Origin of the sequence: Streptomyces angustmyceticus (assembly GCF_019933235.1) — a bacterium.
GTDB lineage: Bacteria > Actinomycetota > Actinomycetes > Streptomycetales > Streptomycetaceae > Streptomyces > Streptomyces angustmyceticus.
In genome coordinates, this window is record NZ_CP082945.1 from 3,719,153 (window position 1) to 3,740,259 (window position 21,107).

Annotated in this window: 13 protein-coding genes and 1 tRNA gene; 9 read left to right on the forward strand and 5 right to left on the reverse strand. The window is 72.4% G+C overall.

The window, feature by feature from the left end:
• The first annotated feature begins 224 nt into the window (after positions 1–224).
• Positions 225–2,432 carry a transglycosylase domain-containing protein gene (locus K7396_RS16680; RefSeq protein ID WP_086717533.1) on the forward strand — a complete coding sequence of 736 codons (2,208 nt, stop codon included), beginning with the start codon at positions 225–227 and terminating at the stop codon, positions 2,430–2,432.
• Between the two features lie 165 nt (positions 2,433–2,597).
• On the opposite strand, the gene K7396_RS16685 is transcribed toward K7396_RS16680, so the two are convergent.
• Positions 2,598–3,062: a GatB/YqeY domain-containing protein gene (locus tag K7396_RS16685; protein ID WP_152104636.1), complete on the reverse strand. Its 465-nt coding sequence runs from the start codon at positions 3,060–3,062 to the stop codon at positions 2,598–2,600.
• 127 nt (positions 3,063–3,189) lie between these two features.
• Here K7396_RS16685 and K7396_RS16690 point away from each other — a divergent pair, with 127 nt between their 5' ends.
• The 5 genes from K7396_RS16690 (at position 3,190) to K7396_RS16710 (ending at position 11,095) form a co-directional block, all read left to right on the forward strand.
• Positions 3,190–4,116 (forward strand): metallophosphoesterase, encoded by a 927-nt coding sequence (locus K7396_RS16690; protein WP_152104635.1) that lies wholly within the window; start codon positions 3,190–3,192, stop codon positions 4,114–4,116.
• Between the two features lie 302 nt (positions 4,117–4,418).
• On the forward strand, positions 4,419–5,144 hold the full coding sequence (locus tag K7396_RS16695) for an integral membrane regulator (protein WP_152104634.1): 726 nt from the start codon (positions 4,419–4,421) through the stop codon (positions 5,142–5,144).
• A 12-nt stretch (positions 5,145–5,156) separates the two neighbouring features.
• Positions 5,157–5,230: transfer RNA gene (locus K7396_RS16700), tRNA-Pro, on the forward strand.
• 718 nt (positions 5,231–5,948) lie between these two features.
• Positions 5,949–9,941: an nSTAND1 domain-containing NTPase gene (locus K7396_RS16705; RefSeq protein ID WP_086717435.1), complete on the forward strand. Its 3,993-nt coding sequence runs from the start codon at positions 5,949–5,951 to the stop codon at positions 9,939–9,941.
• Positions 9,942–10,306: 365 nt separating this feature from the next.
• Positions 10,307–11,095 carry a GntR family transcriptional regulator gene (locus K7396_RS16710; protein WP_086717434.1) on the forward strand — a complete coding sequence of 263 codons (789 nt, stop codon included), beginning with the start codon at positions 10,307–10,309 and terminating at the stop codon, positions 11,093–11,095.
• A gap of 25 nt (positions 11,096–11,120) precedes the next feature.
• On the opposite strand, the gene K7396_RS16715 is transcribed toward K7396_RS16710, so the two are convergent.
• The gene (locus K7396_RS16715) at positions 11,121–12,338 is read right to left on the reverse strand and encodes an amidohydrolase family protein (RefSeq protein ID WP_086717433.1); all 1,218 of its coding nucleotides are present in this window, start codon (positions 12,336–12,338) and stop codon (positions 11,121–11,123) included.
• A gap of 189 nt (positions 12,339–12,527) precedes the next feature.
• Here K7396_RS16715 and K7396_RS16720 point away from each other — a divergent pair, with 189 nt between their 5' ends.
• On the forward strand, positions 12,528–12,977 hold the full coding sequence (locus tag K7396_RS16720) for a DoxX family membrane protein (protein ID WP_086717432.1): 450 nt from the start codon (positions 12,528–12,530) through the stop codon (positions 12,975–12,977).
• Positions 12,978–13,119: 142 nt separating this feature from the next.
• Here the strand turns inward: K7396_RS16720 and K7396_RS16725 are convergent, their stop codons facing one another.
• Entirely contained in the window at positions 13,120–14,664 is a 1,545-nt protein-coding gene (locus K7396_RS16725; RefSeq protein WP_373866923.1) for an LCP family protein, read from the reverse strand.
• Positions 14,665–14,824: 160 nt separating this feature from the next.
• Positions 14,825–16,921, reverse strand: a complete 2,097-nt coding sequence (locus K7396_RS16730; protein ID WP_086717431.1) for a bifunctional polysaccharide deacetylase/glycosyltransferase family 2 protein — start codon at positions 16,919–16,921, stop codon at positions 14,825–14,827.
• Positions 16,922–17,715: 794 nt separating this feature from the next.
• Here K7396_RS16730 and K7396_RS16735 point away from each other — a divergent pair.
• Together K7396_RS16735 and K7396_RS16740 are read left to right on the forward strand one after the other, a co-directional pair.
• Positions 17,716–18,423: a TetR/AcrR family transcriptional regulator gene (locus K7396_RS16735; protein ID WP_086721260.1), complete on the forward strand. Its 708-nt coding sequence runs from the start codon at positions 17,716–17,718 to the stop codon at positions 18,421–18,423.
• Positions 18,424–18,491: 68 nt separating this feature from the next.
• A complete protein-coding gene (locus K7396_RS16740; RefSeq protein WP_086721261.1) occupies positions 18,492–19,784 on the forward strand; it encodes a cytochrome P450 family protein in 1,293 nt (430 codons plus the stop codon).
• Positions 19,785–19,876: 92 nt separating this feature from the next.
• Here K7396_RS16740 and K7396_RS16745 read toward each other — a convergent pair whose 3' ends face one another.
• Positions 19,877–20,968, reverse strand: coding sequence for a hypothetical protein (locus K7396_RS16745; protein WP_223660028.1), 1,092 nt, complete (start codon positions 20,966–20,968; stop codon positions 19,877–19,879).
• Positions 20,969–21,107: the final 139 nt, after the last annotated feature.

The window sequence follows — 21,107 nt, forward strand, 5'->3', positions numbered from 1 at the left end:
ACCCAACGGAGTGACCGAACGGCATACGTCACTTTGCGCACAAGGCAGGACAGTTCCCTGCCCTGACAGGGGGTTTCTCTCGACACACACGGGCACGTGGGGGCGCGGCCCGCGGGAGGAGGGGGTTGACGAACTGAGGCGTAACCGTTCAGCTGTGGTAGCTGAGAACAGGCTAAGCGAACAGGTGCGCCCCTGTCCGGCGATTGAGAACGTAGGCTGCCCTCATGCCTAAGAAGCGCGACGGCGGGGGTCAGTCCAGGACCCAGCAAACCGCCAAGTTCCTCGGTGTCAGCGTCCTGGCCGGAGCGGTGCTCGCCGGCCTCGCGCTCCCCGCGGCCGGGGCGCTGGGCCTGACCGCCAAGGGATCGGTCGAGGGTTTTGACGACATCCCGGCGAACCTCAAGACGCCACCGCTCAGCCAGCGGACCAGGATTCTGGATTCCCAGGGCGGCGAGATCGCCAAGGTCTACTCCCGTGACCGTACGGTCGTCGACCTCAAGGACATGTCGCCGTACATCCGCAAGGCGATCGTCGCGATCGAGGACGCGCGCTTCTACCAGCACGGCGCCATCGACCTGAAGGGCATCCTGCGGGCGCTCAACAAGAACGCCCAGTCCGGCGCCGTCTCCCAGGGCGCCTCGACGCTGACCCAGCAGTACGTGAAGAACGTCTTCATCGAGGAAGCGGGCGACAACCCGGACAAGGTCGCGCAGGCCACCCAGCAGACCCTCGGCCGCAAGGTCAAGGAACTCAAGTACGCGATCCAGGTCGAGAAGGAACTCGGCAAGCGGAAGATCCTGCAGAACTACCTCAACATCACGTTCTTCGGGCAGCAGGCCTACGGCATCGAGGCGGCCGCCCAGCGCTACTTCAGCAAGCACGCCAAGGACCTGAACCTGGAGGAGTCGGCGCTGCTGGCGGGCATCGTCCAGTCGCCCAGCCGCTACGACCCGCTCAACGACCCGCAGGAGGCCACACGGCGGCGCAACACCGTGCTGCAGCGGATGGCCGACGTGAAGGACATCACCCGGGAACAGGCCGACGCGGCCGCCAAGAAGCCGATCAAGCTGGCGGTCAGCCGCCCCAAGAACGGCTGCATCACCGCGACCCACGGCGCCGGCTTCTTCTGTGACTACATCCGGACGGTCTTCCTCCGCGACAAGTCGTTCGGCAAGAGCCGCAAGGTCCGCCTGAAGCGCTGGGACGAGGGCGGCATGACCATCCGCACCACCCTCGACCCGCAGACCCAGAAGTCGGTGCAGGCGTCGCTGAAGGATCACGTCTACGAGGACGACCCGGTGGCCTCCGCGGCCACCATCGTCGAACCGGGCACCGGGAAGATCCTCGGCATGGGCCAGTCGCGCCCGTACGGCTTCCGCGAGAACGAGACCGTGATCAACCTCTCGGTGGACCACGACATGGGCGGCGGCGCCGGCTACCTGCCCGGGTCGACCTTCAAGCCGGTGGTCGCGGCCGCCGCGCTGGAGCAGGGGACGGATCCGGAGCAGGAGTACCCGTCGCCGTACCGGATGCCGTACCCCAGCCCGGTGCAGACCTGCGACGGCGAATGGCGGGGCAGCGGCTCCGAGAACGTCGAGAACGAGAACAAGGAAGAGGTCGGCCCGTACGCCATGAAGGAGGCGACCGCGAAGTCGGTCAACACCTACTTCGTGCAGCTGATCAGCGACATCGGCGTCTGCCCCGTGGTCAACATGGCGCAGAAGATGGGCATCGAGCGGGCCGACGGCAAGCCGCTGCAGCAGGTGCCGTCGATGACGCTCGGCACCCAGGAGATGTCGCCGCTCACGATGGCGGCCGGGTACGCCGCCTTCGCCGCCGGCGGCCGGTACTGCTCGCCGGTGGCCATCGAGTCGATCACCGACGCCCGCGGCCGGGCGCTGAAGGTCCCGCGGTCCAGCTGCCGCACCGCGATGTCCAAGAAGACCTCGGACACGATCAACACCCTGCTCAAGGGCGTGGTCGAGGACGGCACCGGCAAGGAGGCCGGCCTCAAGGGCCGCGACAGCGCGGGCAAGACCGGCACCACCGACAGCCGCTACGCCGCCTGGTTCGTCGGCTACACCCCCAACGCGGCCGGCGCGGTCTGGGTCGGCGACCCGCAGCACAAGCGCAAGATGTACGACATCACCATCGGCGGCGTCCCCCACGACAAGGTCTACGGCGCCGACACCCCCGGCCCCATCTGGCGCGACGCCATGTCCGGCGCGCTGGCCGGCCGGCCCGCACCCGCCCTGCCCACCGTCGCGATCGACGATCCCGCCCCGGACAAGCCCCAGGGCGACGAGGGCGACAAGGGCCGCGGCAAGCACAAGCCCGGCCGCGGCGGCCACGGCGGCGGCAACAAGCCGGGCGGCGGCTTCCACATCCCCGGCTTCCCGGACATCCTGGGCGGCGGCAACGGGGGTTGGTGAACGGGCGCTCTTACGGGGCGGCCGGTGAACGGGCGCCGCTGCGGGGCTGATTGAGCCGCTCGCGGCTACAGCTGAAGGGCCCGCCGGCCCGCACAACGAAAGACGCGGGGCGCCCCCACCATGGGGGCGCCCCGCGCTCTTCCCGCGAAGACTCCGTGCGGCGGGTCAGCCGGCGAGCAGCTTCTTCACCACCGCGGCGACCCGGCCGCCCTCGGCGCGGCCCGCCACCTGCGGGTTGACGATCTTCATGACGGCGCCCATCGCCCGCGGCCCCTCGGCACCGGCACCCTTCGCCTCCGCCACGGCCGCCGCGACCAGCTGCTCCAGCTCGTCGTCGGTCAGCTGCTTGGGCAGGTAGTCGGCGAGCAGCTCGCCCTCGGCGCGCTCCCGCTCGGCCGACTCCCCGCGGCCACCCTTCTCGAAGGCGTCCGCGGCCTCCCGGCGCTTCTTCGCCTCCCGCGCGATGATCTTCTCGACCTCGCCGTCGGACAGCTCGCGCGCCTCGGTGCCCGCGACCTCCTCCTTCTGGATCGCGGTCAGCGTGAGACGGAGGGTGGAGGAACGCAGCTCATCGCGCGCCCTGATCGCGTCGGTGAGGTCGTCCTGCAGCTTGGACTTGAGCGTGGTCATGCCGTCGAGTATGCCCCCACCCACCGACAACCGCCGCGCCTTTTCCCCCCGGCACCGCCACGCCGCCACCGCGCCGGGCGGCTCCCACCCGCTGCATCCACCCCCCGCACTCTGCGACGATGGGCTCATGCGCGCGCGATACGGAGTACCCCTGACCCTGACCGCAGTCGGCGCGGCCGGCCTGGCCTACGCCGCCGGCTTCGAAGTCCGATCCTTCCGCCTCCGACGCGTCACCGTGCCCGTACTGCCCCGCGGCATGCGGCCGTTGCGCGTCCTGCAGGTCTCCGACATCCACATGGTCAGCGGGCAGCGCAAGAAGCAGCGCTGGCTGCAGTCGCTCGCCGGGCTGCGCCCCGACTTCGTCATCAACACGGGAGACAACCTCTCCGACACCGAGGGCGTCCCCGAGACACTGGACGCGCTCGGCCCGCTGATGGAGTTCCCCGGCGCCTACGTCTTCGGCTCCAACGACTACTACGGCCCCAAGCTGCGCAATCCCGCCCGCTACCTCATCGAGCGGGTCCAGGGCCGGCACGGCCTCAACGGCAACGCACCCGCCGTGGGCGTCGTCCACAACCCGTGGGAAGAGCTGCGCGACGCCTTCGACGCGGCCGGCTGGGTCGGCCTGTCCAACTCCCGCGGCCGCCTCAAGCTGGAGGGCATCGAGATCGCCCTGACCGGCCTGGACGACCCGCACATCAAGCGGGACCGCTACGCCGAGGTCGCCGGCGGCCCGGAATCCGGCGCCGATCTCTCCCTGGCCGTCGTCCACGCCCCCTACCTGCGCTCCCTGGACGCCTTCACCGCCGACGGCTACCCGCTGATCCTGGCCGGCCACACCCACGGCGGCCAGCTCTGCATCCCCTTCTACGGCGCCCTGGTCACCAACTGCGACATCGACACCGACCGCGTGAAGGGCCTCTCCACCCACACCGCCGCCGGCCACACCTCCTACCTCCACGTCTCCGCAGGCTGCGGCACCAACCGCTACACCCCGGTCCGCTTCGCCTGCCCCCCGGAGGCGACGCTGCTGACCCTGACGGCGCGGGACTGAGGGGACGGGAACGCCCCGCTCCCTACGGGGGCGGGCCCCGGGCCTCCACCTTTCGGGAGCTGCCGGTCCGGCTTTTTCGGGAGCTGTCGGTCCGGGCGGGGCGGCAGCAGGCGGGTCCCGCGCCGCCCGGGTTCCCGTTCAGGCGCTCCCGCCCGAGTGGTCCCCGGTCGGGGGGCGGCTGCCGCCCGGGGCCCAGAGGTCGCCTGCGAGGACGCGGGCTAGGACACCGGAGGCGAACGCGGCCGGGACTGTTGCCGAACGGGGTCTCCCAGCGCCGTTGATCATCCCCGTAACGTGGAGGGATGTCCGATCCCACCCGGACCTCGCAGTCCACGCGCCACGCCACCGACCCGGCCGGCGCCGCCGCCCGCACCCCGGCAGCGGCCGTCGCGCCCACGAGCCGCCACCCCCTCGCCGCCGCCTTCCGCCTCCTGATCACCGCCGCCGCGCTGACCGGAGTCGTCCTGGCGGCCCTCGGCACCGCGGCCCCGGCCCAGCTCCTCACGCGCTTCACCGTGCAGGCCAACCTCGCCGCTGCGGTGATCGCCGCCTGCTCCGCCCACCGCGCCTGGACCGGCCGCCGCCCCGTGAGCCCCCGGATCACCGGCGCCCTCGTCCCCTTCCTCTTCCTCCCCGCCCTCCTCCACTACGTCTTCCCGGCCGCCGACCCCATCGCCTTCACGCTGCCCGCCGCGACTCCCGGCGCCGTCCGAGCCGTCTCCGACCAGCTCCTCTACACCGTCACGCCCCTCGCCGCCCTCGCCGACTGGCTGCTGCTCACCGCCCCTCGCGGCTTCCGCCCGTCCTGCGCCTGGCAGTGGCCGGCCTACCCCCTGCTCTACCTCGCCTGCACCCTCGCCTTCCCTGCCGCCACCGGCGCCCCCTCCCCCACGGCCGCCACCGCCGCCACCCTCGCGCCGGCCCTCTGCGCCCTCCCCTTGATCACCATCGGGATCGACCAGGTCAGGCCCGCTCCCCGGCTCCACAAGAACCGGATTTCACCTACAGGGATCAGTCCGCTAAAGTAGAGCTCGTTGCTTCGGGGTGTAGCGCAGCTTGGCAGCGCGCTTCGTTCGGGACGAAGAGGTCGTGGGTTCAAATCCCGCCACCCCGACTGAAGAAACACAGGCAAGGGCCTGATCCTCACTGAGGATCAGGCCCTTCTTGTATCTCGTCCGCCGGATCGGGCGACACGTGACGCGGAACACACCGCCGGGCGGGCGTCCAACGCTTCTTCGTGTTCTCGCGTCAGACCTGCCATCAGGTTCCATCAGCTTCTCCCGCATGCGGTGCATGACGGCAGGAGCCCGGCGCTTCCGTGAGGAAGGGCCGGTTCGTGGTCACTGAGTGGAGAGTTGAGGCGGGCGGCGCGGCGCGGCGCGCACGCTCCCCTGCCCAGCAGACCGCCCGGTCCACCACCCCGCCATCCGCCACCGGTCCCTCCCCACGTGGGGACCGGTGGCGGACGGCGCGGGCGGTGTCGGTCCGCGCCGGTGGGCGCGGGGCGGGTACGGCCGGGGCCGTGGTCGGCGGGGTGCCGTCCGGACGGGTGGGCCCGCGGGGTGGCCGGCTCGGAGCCGGGGCCGCGGGTGTCGCACCGGCTCGTGACGTCGGCGGACGGCGACTGACAGGATGCGTCGGAAGTCGTCGTCCGGAGTGCTGAGCCGGTGGCCTGTCCGGGTGGTGCCCGGTGGCTGCGCTGCTGCTCGGTGATCCTGCCAGCTGTGGCTCCCCGCGAGGAGGATCCGGGGCCGGACGAACGGCGTCACCGCAGGTCAGGCCGTTAAGGTGAGTTTTCCGGTCCGGATGTCCAGGTGCGGGGGAAGTAAGGGGTGGAGACCTTGAGTTCCGACTCAGGGGCGCGCACGGCCTTCGCGGAACGTCTCGCGCTGCTGTACAAGGAGGCCGGCAACCCTCCGCTCAAGAAGGTGGCCGAGTCGGTCGTCCGGCTGCAGCGGGTCGACGAACGGGGGCGGCCCGTACGGGTGTCGGTGCAGCGGATCAGCGACTGGCGCCGGGCCAGGAACGTGCCCGCCCAGTTCGCCGCGCTCGCCGCGGTGCTGCACATCCTGATTCCGCGGGCCCGGCGTCTGCGGCCCGTTCCGGTGTCCGCCGGTCTGTACGACGTGGCCGAGTGGCAGCGTCTGTGGGAGCGGGCGGTCGGCGACCGTGCCGCGGCCCCGGCGGAGGACGAGGGGCGTTCCCCGGCCGGGGAGCCGGCCGCCCCCGTGGTGTGCCCCTACCGCGGGCTGGCGTCGTACCGTCAGCAGGACGCCCGGTGGTTCTTCGGGCGGGAGCGGTGCACCGCCGCGCTCGTCGCGCAGCTGCGCGCGACGGAGAAGACGGGCGGACTGGTGATGCTCGTGGGGGCCTCGGGGGCCGGGAAGTCCTCCCTGCTGCACGCCGGTCTGGTGCCCGCCCTGCGGAACGCGGCACCGGGCGGCGAGGACGGTGCGGAGCGGAAGGTGCTGCAGTTCGTGCCGGGCGGCGATCCGCTCGCGGAGCTGACGTCCCGGATACCCGGGCTGGCGCCCGTCCTCGCCGCCGCGGGGGAATCCGCGGGGCACGAGCCCGGCACCGGGCGCTTCGCGCACGCGGTGCGGGAGGCCGTCGCGGCATGGGCGGGGCGCGAGACGTCCTGTGCCGCCCGGCCGGTCGTCCTGGTGGACCAGTTCGAGGAGGCGTTCACGCTCTGCTCCGACGAGGCGGAGCGGCGCACCCTCTTCCAGGTCCTCCACGCGGCGTGCACGCCCGCCGGGCCGGACGCCCCGGCCCCCGTGCTCGTCGTCCTCGGCATACGCGCCGACTTCTACGAACAGTGCCTGGCCCATCCCGAACTCGCCGACGCGCTGCAGCACCGGCACATGGTGCTCGGGCCGCTGACCACCGCCGAGCTGCGCGAGGCGGTGACCGGGCCGGCCAGGGCCGTGGGCCTGGAACTCGAACCGGGGCTGGCCGAGCTGATCGTCCGGGAGGTGAGCGCCGACCGCCCCGGCGGGACCCATGACGCGGGGGTGCTGCCGCTCCTGTCCCACGCCCTGCTCGCCACCTGGCAGCGCCGGAAGGCGGGCCGGCTGACGCTGGCCGGCTACCGCGCGGCGGGCGGCATCCAGGGAGCGGTGGCGGCGACCGCCGAGCGGGCCTGGTCCGGCCTCGACCCGACGGCGCGCACGGCCGCGCGGCTGCTCCTCCTGCGGCTGGTCCGGCTGGGCGAGGACACCCAGGCCACCCGCCGGCGGGGGACGCGGCGCCAGCTGGCGGAGGAGTCGACGGACCCCCGCAAGACGCAGGAATCGCTCGAAGCGCTGGTGCACGCCCGCCTGGTGACGCTGGACGCGGAGGCCGTGGAGATCACCCATGAGGCGCTGCTGCACGCCTGGCCGCGCCTGCGCGACTGGATCGACGAGGACCGGAGCGGCAATCTGCTGCGCCAGCGGCTGGAGGAGGACGGCAGGGCCTGGGAGAGCTCCCACCGCGACGCCTCGCTGCTCTACCGGGGTTCGCGCCTGGAACAGGCCCGTGCCTGGGCGGAGTCCGCCGGTGACACCTACCTGACCCGCAGCGCGGTGGACTTCCTGGCCGCCTCGGCCGGGCTGCGCAGGCGCACGGCGTGGATCAGCCGCGGCGCGGTGTCGGCGCTGGCGGTCCTGGCGGTCGTGGCCGCCGGGTCGGCGGTGGTCGCCTGGCAGCAGCGGGACGACGCGGTGTTCTCGCAGGTGCTCGCCGAGGCCGATCGCGTGCAGAACACGGATCCGTCGTTGTCCGCGCAGCTCGACCTGGTGGCGCACCGCCTGCGGCCGGACGACAAGGGCACCCGCAACCGGCTGGTCTCGACGGCGAACGCGCCGCTGGCCACACCGCTGGCCGGCCACACCGGCGCCGTCTACCTCACCGCGTTCCACCCGGGCGGACGGATCCTGGCCACCGCGAGCTACGACCGCACCGTCCGCCTGTGGGACGTGGCCGACCCGACGCGCCCCGAGCCCCTGGGCAAGCCGCTGACCGGGCACACGAGCTGGGTGAGCACCGCCGTCTTCAGCCCGGACGGCCGGACCCTCGCCAGCGCTTCGGACGACGGCACGATCCGGCTGTGGGACGTGCGCGACCCCGTGCGGCCGCGTCCGATCGGCGCTCCCCTGACCGGCCACGACGGCACGGTCTTCCTGCTCGCCTTCAGTCCGGACGGGCACACCGTGGCCGCCGCCGACGAGGATCACACCGTGCGGCTGTGGGACGTGGCCGACGCGCGCCGGCCGCGCAGCCTCGGGGTGCTGAGGGGCCACACGGCCGCCGTGCGCGCCGTGGCGTTCAGCCCGGACGGGCGGACGCTGGCGTCCGGTGGCGACGACGACACGATCCGGCTGTGGGACACCGCCGATCCGCGTCATCCGGCGCCGGCCGGCCCGGTGCTGAAGGGCCACAAGGGCACGGTGCACTCCGTGGCGTTCAGCCCCGACGGCCGCACTCTCGCCAGCGGCAGCGACGACACCACCATCCGGCTCTGGGACGTGGCCGCCCCCCGGCACGCCGCCGCGCTCGGTGCGGCGCTCACCGGCCACACCGGTCCCGTGTGGTCGGTGGCCTTCCGGCCGGACGGACGGATGCTCGCCGCCGCCAGCGCGGACAACACGGCGAGCATGTGGAACGTCGGCAATCCGGCCTACCCCTCGCAGGTCGGCGAGCCGCTCGCGGGCAGCAGCGGCGAGATGTACACCGTGGCCTTCAGCCCCGACGGGCGGACCCTGGCCACCGGGAGCGGCGACAACAGGGCCCGGCTGTGGTCGGTGCCGGCGTCGGACATGACCGGCCGCAGCGGGGCGTTCCGCCCGGACGGGCGGGTGCTCGCCACGGCCGCGCGCGACCAGCGGATCCGGCTGTGGGACGTGCGCGATGCCCGGCGGCCCGCGTTGCTGGGCAGGCCCTTGCGGCCCGGGAAGGGGGACGCGCGGGCGATGGCGTTCTCCCCCGACGGCCACACGCTCGCGGTGCGGACGGGAATCCGCACCCTGCGGCTGTGGAACGTCACCGATCCGGCGCGGCCCGTCCCCTACGGGCCGCCCGTCACGCTGCGGACCCGCTACTCGGACGCCATGGCCTTCAGCCCGGACGGCCGCACCCTGGCGACCGCCTACGACGACCGCACCATCGCGCTGTGGGACGTCCGTGACCCGTCCCGTCCGCGGCGGCTCGGCGCGCCCCTCACCGGGCACAAGGGCTACGTCAACTCCCTGGTCTTCGCCCCGGATGCCCGCACGCTCGCCAGCGGCAGCTCCGACAGCACCGTCCGGCTCTGGAAGGTGGCCGACCCGCGGCACGTCCGGCGGCTCGGCGCACCGCTCACGGGACACCTGGGCCCCGTCAACCGGCTCGCCTACAGTCCGGACGGCCGGACCCTGGCCAGCGGCAGCGACGACAACACGGTCCGGCTGTGGAACGTCGGCGACCCCCACGCGGCCACCCGCCTCGCCACCCTCACGGGCCACACCGAGGCGGTCGTGTCGCTGACCTTCAGCCAGGACGGCCGCACCCTGGCCAGCGGCGGCAACGACGACACGGTCCGGCTCTGGAACGTCACCCGCCCCGCCGCGGCCGCTCCCATCGGCCAGTCGATGAGCCCCAAGTCCACGACGGGCAATTTCCTCTCGTTCCGGCCCGAGAGCCACATGCTGACGGTGTCGAGCGGCGCCGATACGGTCCGGCTGTGGAACCTGGACGCCGGCGAGGCGGTCCACCGCATCTGCGCGACCACCCGGGGAGTGCTGACGCCGGAGAAGTGGCACGAGTACCTGCCCCGGCTGCCGTACACGCCCTCGTGCGGCGAGTGACGGAGCCGGGGCCGGACCGCCGCCTGCCGTCCGGGCGCCGGGCGGGCGGCCCCGGCCGGCTCCGCGGGCATCCTTTGCTCCCGGATTCCACCCCTTGCCGCACCACACCACGTGATCCCGCTCACAAACCCCAAATGGAGCCGGGCAGTTGGCTCCCACCGGACAGGCAGCCTTGTTAATCTTGGTGTCAGCCCGATCGCTGGTGCATCCCCCGTCGCCAGCGATCGGGCATTTCCATGCCCGGCACCGGACGCGGGCGGCCGGACACCGGACGGACGCTCTCCGCTCGTCGGCACCTCTCCCCCGCTCGTACGCTGATCCCGTCCGGCGGGGCCGGCGCACGGCGCACGGAACGGTGAGCACGCATGGCAGTGGCGTACGAGCGGATCGCGGACCGGCTCCGGCAGTCGATCCGCGCGGGCCGGCTGCGGCCGGGGGACCGCCTGCCCCCGGAGGCGCGGCTCGCCGAGCAGTTCGGACAGGGCGCCTCCGCCGTCCGCGACGCCCTGCGGGTGCTGCGCGAGGAGGGCCTCGTCGAGCGGCGGCCCGGGGGCGGCGACGTCGTCCGGCGCCCGCGCGCCACCGCCGTGCGCACCAATCTCCGCCACCAGTGGGAGAAGAGCCGGGCGCGCGAGCCGCTGGAGGAGCGGGCCCGGTACGGCATCACGGAGTACGAGACCGGTCTGCGCGGCCGTGACCTGGTCTTTCACGCGTCGTACCGGGAGATCGAGGCGGACGAGGGCCTCGCGCGGGCCTTCGCCCTGCCGGAGGGCACCGCCCTCCTGGAGCGCCGCTACCGCACGCGGTACGCGGCCGAGCGCACGCCCTTCGGCCTGGTGACCTCCTACCTCGTCCGCGAGGTGATCGCGGGCAACCCCGAGCTGCTGGACGAGACCAACGAGCCGTGGCCGGGCGGGTCGCAGGCGCAGCTCCACACCGTCGGCATCGAGCTGGGCCACGTCGAGGAGCGGGTGACCGCCCGCCCGCCGACGCCCGGCGAGGCGGCGGAGCTGGCGCTGCCGCGCGGGTCGTCGGTGCTGGTGCTCCGGAAGACCTCGGTCGGCGTCGACGACCGGGTCGTGGACGTCTCCGACGTCGTCCTGCCCGGCGACCGCACGGAAATGCTGTTCACCACGTACCTGGAGAGGTGGTGAGCGCCGCGCGCCGCCGCGCCCGCCCTCACTCCCGGTCGAACGGCAGGTCCAGCATCCGGATGGCGTTGCCCCGCAGGAGTTTGTACGTCACGTCCGCCGGGAGCCCGGCCACGTGCTCGGCCGCCACCTTCCTGGTGTGCGGCCAGGTCGAGTCGACGTGGGGGTAGTCGGTCTCGAACGTCGCGTTGTCGACCCCGACCGTCTCGATCGCCTCGATGCCGTGCCGGTCGCGGAAGAAGCAGCAGAAGATCTGCCGGTAGTAGTAGGTCGACGGCGGCTCGGGGATCAGGTCCTTGACCCCGCCCCATGCCCGGTGCTCCTCCCAGACGTCGTCGGCGCGCTCCAGGGCGTACGGGATCCAGCCCATCTGCCCTTCGCTGTAGGCGAGTTTCAGCCGGGGGAACTTCACCAGGACGCCGCTGAACAGGAAGTCCATCATCGACGCCATCGCGTTGTTGAAGCTCAGCGACGCCTGCACGGCGGGCGGCGCGTCCGGCGAGGCGGCCGGCATCTGCGACGACGACCCGATGTGCATGTTGACCACGGTCCCGGTCTCCTCGCACGCCGCGAAGAACGGGTCCCAGTACCCGGAGTGGATCGAGGGCAGGCCCAGGTGGGTGGGGATCTCGCTGAAGGTCACCGCCCGTACGCCGCGGGCCGCGTTGCGCCGGATCTCGGCGACCGCCAGGTCGATGTCCCACAGCGGGATCAGGCACAGCGGGATCAGCCGGCCGCCGCTGTCCCCGCACCACTCCTCGACCATCCAGTCGTTGTACGCCCGGACGCAGGCGAGCCCGACCTCCTTGTCGGCGGCCTCGGCGAAGGTCTGCCCGCAAAAGCGCGGGAAGGTCGGGAAGCAGAGCGACGCCTCGACGTGGTTGACGTCCATGTCCGCCAGCCGCGCCTTGGGGTCCCAGCACCCGCGGCGCATCTGCTCCCGGGTGATCCCGTCCAGCGTCATCTCGTCGCGGGAGAAGCCGACGGCGGCGATGATGCGCTTGTACGGGAAGAACTGGCCCTCGTACTCCCACCAGTCGGTGATCTGGCCCTCGGGGTCGGTGGTGAACCGGTACTTCCCGCCGACGTACGCCAGCTCGCCGATCCCGGCGGTGAAGGGCTTCGGCCCCTTGTCGCGGTACTTCTTCGGGAGCCAGGTCTCGAAGAGGTGCGCGGGCTCGATCACGTGATCGTCCACGCTGATGACCCTGGGAAGCTCCGCCGTGCCGCTCTCGCTGCTGCTCACGCTGTACCCCCAACTGCCCGCCGGTGAGGCACCCACCGGACCCGGATTCTGACGGTCCATCAGTTTTGAGGTTATGGGCTCACTCCGGCGACGACAAGGCGAGCTGGGGGAACTCCGCCTCTTGCGGGATGGCGCGGCATCCGCTGAACTGACGCGTCGTCATATCAGGTGGACGAATCGAGGGGCAGCATGCAGACGATCTGGCTCAGCGGCGCCGAGTGGCTCGCCGTCCTCCGTATCGGCCTGGGGCTGTGGTGGCTGGAGAGCTGGCGCCACAAGGACAAGAAGACCTGGTTCGCGGGCGGCGGCATCACCTGGGCCGCCGGCATCGCGGCCGATCACCGGTGGCCCGTGGTCCGCAGGGGCTTCGACCGCTTCGTGAAGCCCCGCCCCCGCCCGATGGCGTACCTGGTCGCCTACGCCGAACTCGCTCTCGGGCTCGGGCTGATCGCGGGATTCCTGACGCCGATAGCCCTGGTCGCCGGGGTGGTGCTCAACCTGGTCTACCTCGTGCTGATGATCCACGACTGGGCGGAGCAGGGGCAGAACCTGATGATGGCCCTGATCTCCCTGACGGGGCTGTTCGCCATGAGCTGGCAGAGCTGGTCGCTCGACGGCGCGCTGGGCCTGTTCCGCTAGGGCCCGGCGGTGCGGCGGCGGCCCCTGGCGGGAGCGGCGGGTCGCGGGGCGGTGCCCGGAGCGCACGGGCCCCCGGTCGTTCAGCTCCCCGGGCGTGGGGTGGCCCGGGAGGCTGATCGGCCGTAGGCCCGTGCGCGGCGGGTCAGCCCTTCTCCTCGACCGTCACCGGCCGGTCGTCGTTCAGCTCGTTGAAGAGCTCCTTGGCCCTCGCCTCGTTCCACTGCACGGCGCTGCCCTTGGGGGTGCGGAGGTTGAGGTTCGACACGGGGACGTTGAGCCGCTTGCCGTCGCCCGCCGTGACCCCCTTCATCGCCTTGAACAGCGAGGTGAGGTTGGTCAGGCCGGTGTCCTCGTCCACGATGAGCGTGCCGAGGCCCGCGCTCATGGTCGGGTAGACCTTGGCCGGGTCGAGCAGGATGTCCGGCTCGGCGGCCTTGCGGGCGAGGGCGGCCAGGAACTTCTGCTGGTTCTGGCTGCGGCCGAGGTCGCCCTGGGCCTCCTGGTGGCGCTGGCGGACGAAGGCCAGTGCCGTGCGGCCGTCGAGGGTGTGGCAGCCCTTCTTGAGGTTCGCGCCCGACTTCTTGTCCTTGACGTCCCGGTCCAGGCAGATCGGGACGCCGCCGATGGCGTTGACGATGCCCACGAAGCCGGCGAAGCCGATCTCCGTGTAGTGGTCGATGTGCACGCCCGTGTTGCGCTCGATGGTCCGCACCAGCAGATCGGGGCCGCCGAACGAGAACGCCGCGTTGAGCTTGTTCTTCGCCGCGCTGTAGTGCTTGCCGGTGTCGGGGCGGATGTAGGGCGGGATGGTCACCCACGAGTCGCGCGGCAGGCTCACCATCGTGGTGCCGTGGGCGCCGGTGTGCAGCAGGATCATCGAGTCGGTACGGCGGCCCGCGTCGGCCGAACCACCCGTGTGCAGGTCCTTCTTGGCCCGGTCGGACAGGCCCACCCGGCTGTCGGAGCCCACGATCAGGTAGTTGGTCCCCTTGCCCGCCGGCATCCGGTCCGCGATCTTGCTCAGGTCGACCTCGCGGTTGAGCTGGGTGTCGGCCCAGACGTAGCTGCCCAGGGAGCCGCTGAGCAGGACGGTCACCAGCAGGATCGCCGTCCGCCTGACCCGGCGGCGCCGCGGGGAGGAGCGGGCGGCGCGCCGGCCGCGGCCCGTACGCCCGTCGTCGGGGCCCATGCGCCCGCCGCCGGGGCCCACGCGCCCGGGGCGAAGGGCTCGCCCGTCGTTCCCTCCGGGGGCCTCGGACCGGACCGGGGGCACCGGTGCGGGCACGGGCGCCACGACGTCGGGCAGCGGGCGGCGCACGGGCCCTGCCGGATCGTCCATCTGGGGCCACTGCACCGGAGGCGGAGACGCCTCGGGCGGCGGCCCCTGGGGCGGCATCGGGGACGGGTACGCCTGGGACGCGGGCTCCTGGGGCGGGTACGCCTGCGGCGGGTACAGCTGCGCCTCGGGCCCCTGGGACGGATACGCCTGCGGCGGGTACAGCTGCGACTCAGGCCCCTGCCCCTGGGGGGCATACGTCTGGGACACATACCCCTGGGGCGCATGCGTCTGGGGCGCATACATCTGGGGCGGGTGCTCCTCCGGGAGCCACACCTGCCCGGGGCCGGGGTACGTCTCGGTTTCGCCGTCCCGCCAGGTATCGGGCGACGCGTCCAGCCAATCGGTCATGCGCGGAAGCCTCCAATGTCATGTTCTCTTCACCTAAGGGTGCCCAGATCCGCACACGTGAACGGGCAGGTGCGAGATCGGGCCGGCGGCCGGTGGCCGGTGACCGGGGCGTCCGCACGGCGCACGGCCGTACGGACGCCCCGCAGGGCCCGTTACGGGGTCATCTGGGCGTCAGGCTCTGGTACGCGACCGGTTGGCCGATCTGCTGGGCCGCGGTGCCGGAGCGCTGCATGCGCTGCCACTTCAGGCGGGTGCCTAGCAGGAAGGCCGCCACGGACTGGATGACCACCAGATACATCAGCTGCCGGTAGACGAAGAGCTGGAGCGGCATCGCCCACAGCGACTTCACCGGCTCCCGGTCGAGCTTCAGCGCATAGGCGCAGCAGGCCAGTTGGAGCCCGAGGAAGCCGAACCACACGGTGGCCGCGAGCACCGGGCCGCGGAACAGTGCCGCGTACAGCGCGAAGACGTCGACGACCGGTGCGAGCAGCGGCAGGGCGACCTGGAAGAGCGCGAGGTAGCTCAGCCCGCGCCGTCCGAAGCGCCCCGACGGGCCCACCTCGATGACGGCCCGGCGGTGCTTCCACATGGCCTGGATCGTTCCGTAGCACCAGCGGTAGCGCTGCCGCCACAGCTGCCGCAGCGAGGTGGGCACCTCGGTCCAGGCGATCGCGGATTCCTCGTAGACCACCCGCCAGCCCGCCTGCCACAGGGCCATGGTGAGGTCGGTGTCCTCGGCGAGGGTGTCCTCGCTGACGCCGCCGACGCCCATCAGCGCGTCCCGGCGGAAGGCCCCGATGGCGCCGGGGACCGTCGGCATGCACTCCAGCACCTCGAACATCCGCCGGTCGAGGTTGAACCCGAAGACGTACTCCAGGTGCTGCCACTGACCCAGCAGCCGGCTGCGGTTGCCGACCTTGGTGTTGCCGCTGACCGCACCCACCGCCGGATGCGCGAGCGGCTGGATCAGCCGGTAGACGGCGTCCGGTTCGAAGACCGTGTCGGCGTCGACCATGACCACGATGTCGTACCGCGCGTGGGCCAGGCCGGTGTTGAGCGCGGCCGCCTTGCCCGCGTTGTACTGGCGGATCACCTCGACGCGGGGATCGCCGATCCGGACGGCGATGTCCGCCGTGTCGTCCGTCGACCCGTCGTCGATCACGATGATCTGCAGCTGCACGTCGGTGGAGGCGAGCAGCGAACGGACGGTGGACTCGATGCCCGCCTCTTCGTTGAAGGCGGGGACGAGCACCGTCACCGGGTCGGTGATCTCGCGCAGCCAGGGGGAGCCCGGCCGGAAGCGGGTCAGCCGCCGGACGTGGGTCCGGGCGAAGACGACGAGGGACGCCAGCCGCAGCACGCCCAGGGCGCCGGCGATGCCCAGCACCCAGGTCATGCCGTGCACGAAGGTGTAGCCGGCGACCTTGACCCAGACCAGGGCCGTGCCCAGCGCCTGTTCGGTGCCGTCGACCTGCTTCTCGGCCGGGGGCAGCTTGGCCCCGGCCGTCACCGTCGTGAACGTGTCGACGTTCCGGTTGGCGAGCAGCCGCTCGGTCTCCTCGTAGGCGGTGCCGTTCTGACTGAACTGCCTGATCAGGCCCTGTGCCGGCTTGCGGTACCACCGGTCGGCGGCGACCAGCGTGTAGCCCTCCGCGCCGGCCTTCTTGGCGGCCTTCCACTCCGGGCCGCACATGGTGTCCGACGCGGTGGTCTGCGGCAGCCGCAGCAGCCTGGTGTGGATGCCCGCCGTGCCGGCCAGCGCCTTCTGGGTGAGCGAGAGCTCCATCCGGGCACGCAGCGGCGATGCCTCGCCCATGACCGCGCCGGTGTAGGTGTTCGAGCCGATCTCATGGCCCTCGTCCCTGATCCTCCGTACCAGGTCCGGGTGTTGGGCGGCCTTGGCGCCGTACAGGAAGAAGGTGGCGTGGACGTGGTGCTTGCGCAGCAGGTCGAGCAGCCGCGGTGTCCACACCGGGTCGGGTCCGCCGTCGTAGGTGAGCGCCACCGTGCGGGCGGGCATCGCGGCGGTCCGCACGGTGCCGCCACGGAGGTCCACCACCGGCCCGCCCTTCTCCACCGCCCGCGGGACGGGCTGGGTGCAGTCTTTGCGGGTCTTGGCGGCGTCGACCTCGTGGGTGGTCCAGCCCTCGAAGAGCAGGGCGACGAAGGCCAGGGGCAGGAGCAGGCTCAGCAGCAGCCAATGGCCGCGCGGGGCACGGGACTGGGCGTGCCTGCGCCGTTTGGCCCGGCCCCTCATGTCGCGCCCGTGACGGTCTCGGGCGCGGCCTGGGCGGGGAGCGCGGCGGTGGGAGTGCCGGGGAGGATAGGGGTGTGGGGGAATATGGGGATGTGGGGGGTTATGCCAAATGTGGGGGTCATGGGGGGTGTGGGGGTGGGGGATGTGGGGGAAGTGCGAGCGCTGCGGGTGCCGGCGGTGACCGTCGGGGCGGCAGTCGTGACAGGGACGGCAGACGGCGCGAAGCCGTCCACGGCCGAGACCTCGGCCGCTCTGCCCGTCATGGCCACCCGCCCGTTCGGAACCCGCCCGTCGCCGGCGGCGAACGCCCGCAGGGGGGCGCGTCCGACAGCGGCGGCCAGGTTCCGCACAGCCTTTCCCTGCCCGGCCGAAGCGTCGGCACATGGCTGAGAAACGGGTATATTCTGCCGTTTTGTGTTCCGGCGGGCCTCACACATGGTCGGCGAGTGTACTCACCAGTCACCCTCGTCAGGGGAGAACTTCGAACATCTCCCGCCACCTTGACAGCGCCGTAACACACCACCGCCACCCCCGTATTCCGCACGCATATGACCAGGTCACCGGCGATCCCGGGGGTGCACGGCGCGACCTGGCGCGCTTCGCCCCGCAGTGCCATGCCACTCCGTTTTGAGAGTGTTCTAACACCTGACGCCGGCTCACCCCGGCACACCCGTGAAGGTCCGCCCCCGCCAACTCCTGGCCGGAACAACCCTTATTCCACGGTTCCGGTGGATCTAACGTCGACTCCGTGACCAGATGTGACATCTGGTCACGGAGTCAGAGGGGGACTGACCATGGACCGGGCGGAGCGCCGCGCACGCATCCTCGACGTGGCCGGGGAACTGCTCCTCGCCTGGGGCTACGACCGGGTGACGATCGACGAGATCGCCCGGCGCGCCAAGGTCGGCAAGGGCACGGTCTATCTCCACTGGAAGACCAAGGACGCCCTGTTCCTCGCCGTCGTCCTGCGGTTCCAGTTCCGCGGTCACCAGCGGCAGTTGGTCCGGATGCGGGCCGACCCGCCGGAGATCCTGCCCAGCCGGATGCTGCGCGGGCTGTTCCGCGACTTCCTGGACCAGCCGGTGCTGCGCGCCATGCACACCGACGACGCCGATGTCCTCGGCCGGCTCAACGACACCGCGAAGCGGGAGCTGTCCGAGCTGATCGGCGAGGGCGACCGGACGCTGCGCCGCCATCTCGAAGTGCTGCGCGCCCACGGCCTGGTGCGCGACGACCTCGATGTGCACCACCAGCAGTACGCCCTGATGGCCGTGGCCACCGGCTTCTTCACGGGCGAGGCCCTGCTCGCCGGACGCGTCCCGGTCGCCCCGGAGGTACGCGCCGGCCTCCTCGCCCGCACGGTCCACAGCGCGCTGGAGACCTCCCGGGGCGAGGAGGCCACCGCGGCGGCCGCGGTCCGGGCCGCACCCGAGGTCATCGCGCTCTACGAGCAGTTCGGCGAACTCACCCTGCGCGAGATCCGGCGGCAGGTACGTGATTGAGGCGGTGGGCCGGCCGTCCGGCCCGCCACCGGTCCCCGGCCGGCTCCCAACCCGGAGGAGAAACCACGATGTCGGAAGCAACCACCTCCCCGCTCGCCGCGCACGTCGGGAAGCACCCGGGCGAGCCCAATGTGATGGAACCGGAGCTGATCGCCGACCCGTTCACCGGCTACGGCGCGCTGCGTGAGCAGGGCCCGGTCCTGCGGGGCCGGTTCATGGACGACTCACCCGTCTGGCTGGTGACGCGGTTCGAGGAGGTCCGCCAGGTCCTGCGCGACCAGCGGTTCGTGAACAACCCGTCCTCCCCGGCCCTGGACTGCCCGCCCGAGGACAACCCGCTGACCAGGCTGATGGAGATGCTGGGCCTCCCCGAGCACCTCCGTGTCTATCTGCTCGGCTCGATCCTCAATTACGACGCCCCCGACCACACCAGGCTGCGGCGTCTGGTGTCGCGGGCCTTCACGGCCCGCAAGATCACCGACCTGCGGCCGCGGGTCGAGCAGATCGCCGACGCGCTGCTGGCCCGGCTGCCCGAGCACGCCGAGGACGGCGTCGTCGATCTCGTCCGGCACTTCGCCTACCCGCTGCCGATCACCGTCATCTGCGAGCTGGTCGGCATACCCGAAGCGGACCGTCCGCAGTGGCGCACGTGGGGCGCCGACCTCGTCTCGCTCGATCCGAAACGGCTCGGAGCCTCGTTCCCGGCGATGATCGAGCACATCCACCAGCTGGTCCGGGAACGGCGCGGGGCGCTCACCGACGACCTGCTCAGCGAACTGATCCGCACCCATGACGACGACGGCGGGCGGCTCAGCGACGTCGAGATGGTCACCCTGATCCTCACCCTCGTCCTCGCCGGTCACGAGACCACCGCCCACCTCATCAGCAACGGCACGGCGGCGCTGCTCACCCACCCCGGTCAGCTGCGCCTGCTCAAGGACGACCCGGCCCTGCTGCCCCGCGCCGTCCACGAGCTGATGCGCTGGTGCGGCCCGGTGCAGATGACCCAGCTGCGCTACGCCACCACCGACGTCGACCTCGCCGGCACCCGGATACGCCGCGGGGACGCCGTCCAGCTCATCCTGGTGTCGGCGAACTTCGACCCCCGCCACTACACCGACCCCGACCGCCTCGATCTGACCCGGCACCCGGCGGGCCACGCCGAGAACCATGTGGGTTTCGGCCACGGCGCCCACTACTGCCTGGGCGCCACCCTCGCCAAGCAGGAGGGTGAGGTCGCCTTCGGCAAACTGTTCGCGCACTACCCGGACCTGTCGCTGGCCGTCGCGCCGGAACGTCTGGAGCGGGCCCCGCTGCCCGGCAACTGGCGGCTGAACGCGCTGCCGGTGCGGCTGGGTTGAGCACCGCCCGGCGGCAGGCCACCGGTACGACCTGCCGCCGGGCCCGGCCGGGGGCGCGGGGCCCGGCCCGCGGGAGGCTTCCGCTCCGCCGGCTACTTCCGGCCGCCGTCCGCCGGTGCCCGCCAGACGACCGGCTTGCCGCCCTCCCCCTCGGCGTCGCCCTGGAAGACGACGGCAGCCGGGGCGTCCCCCTTGGGCAGCAGGTGGATCGAGCACTCGGTCACCGTGCCGCTCGGCTTCACCATCGCGTGGGGGACGGCTTCCGGACACCGGCCCACCCCGGGCCCGCCGATGTCGATCAGCGTCAGCTTCTTCACGGTGCGGCCGCCCACCGTCCGCAGCGTCACCCCGTCGCTCATGCCCGGCAGCAGGTCGTACTTGCCGCTGTTGCGGTACCGCACCGTCACGTAATACGGGATCAGCTTCTTCTCGTCCGCGTCCAGGTCGAAGCGGCTCAGGTCGGCGAGGGAGCCGGTGCGCACACTCTCGGGGGTGATCCGCAGCGACACGGGGCGGCCGCGGCTGTCCGTGGTGACGCCGTCGGCGGGTCTGCCCGCGGGCAGCACCCCGGCGGGCGTGCCGCCCGTGCCGCCGCCGACCTGCCAGAGGAGGGTGTCGCCGCCGCCGTCCTGGTAAGAGACGGTCGCCGGCCGGTCGCCCTTGGGCAGCATGAAGATCCGGCAGAGCGCCGCCGTCGCACCGGGCGCCAGCTGGGCCCTTCCGCTCTCGCGGCACTCGGGCGGCAGGCCCGAGTCGGTGGCCATCGGGTTGCTCCGGAACAGCGAGACCTGTTCGGCGGCCTGCCCGGCGGCGCCGTTGACGGAGAAGTTCCGCTCCGGGGAGGCGTTTTCCACTGGGTCCTCGCCGGTGTTGGTGTACGAGAAGGTGAGGTAGTACGGCACCATCCCCTTCAGGTCGTCGTCCAGCTGGATGTGCGCCAGGTCGGAGTCCGAGCCGCGGGCCAGCCGCGTGGGCGTGATCCGCAGCCGGTGCGCCCGGTGGTCAGAGCCGGTCCAGGTGGCCGGGCGGGGCGTGGCCTTCACCGGCAGCGGCCGCGCGGGAGTGACCGTCTCCGGGGCCCCCGGCTTCGCCGCGCCGGCACCGGGCCCGCCGGCGCACCCGGCGGCCAGCAGCATCAGCGCGCCGACGCCCGCGGCACCGGCCATCCGTAGGTGAACGCGCATGAGAAATACCCCCGTTGCTCTGTGCCGCAGGCCGGTGTGCTGCCCACCGCGCGGCCGGTGCGACAGGTTAGCGGCCGCCCGGGGCGGGCGGATGGCGAGGGCGGGCGAGGCTCGGGGCGGGCGCCGGGGACCGATGCCG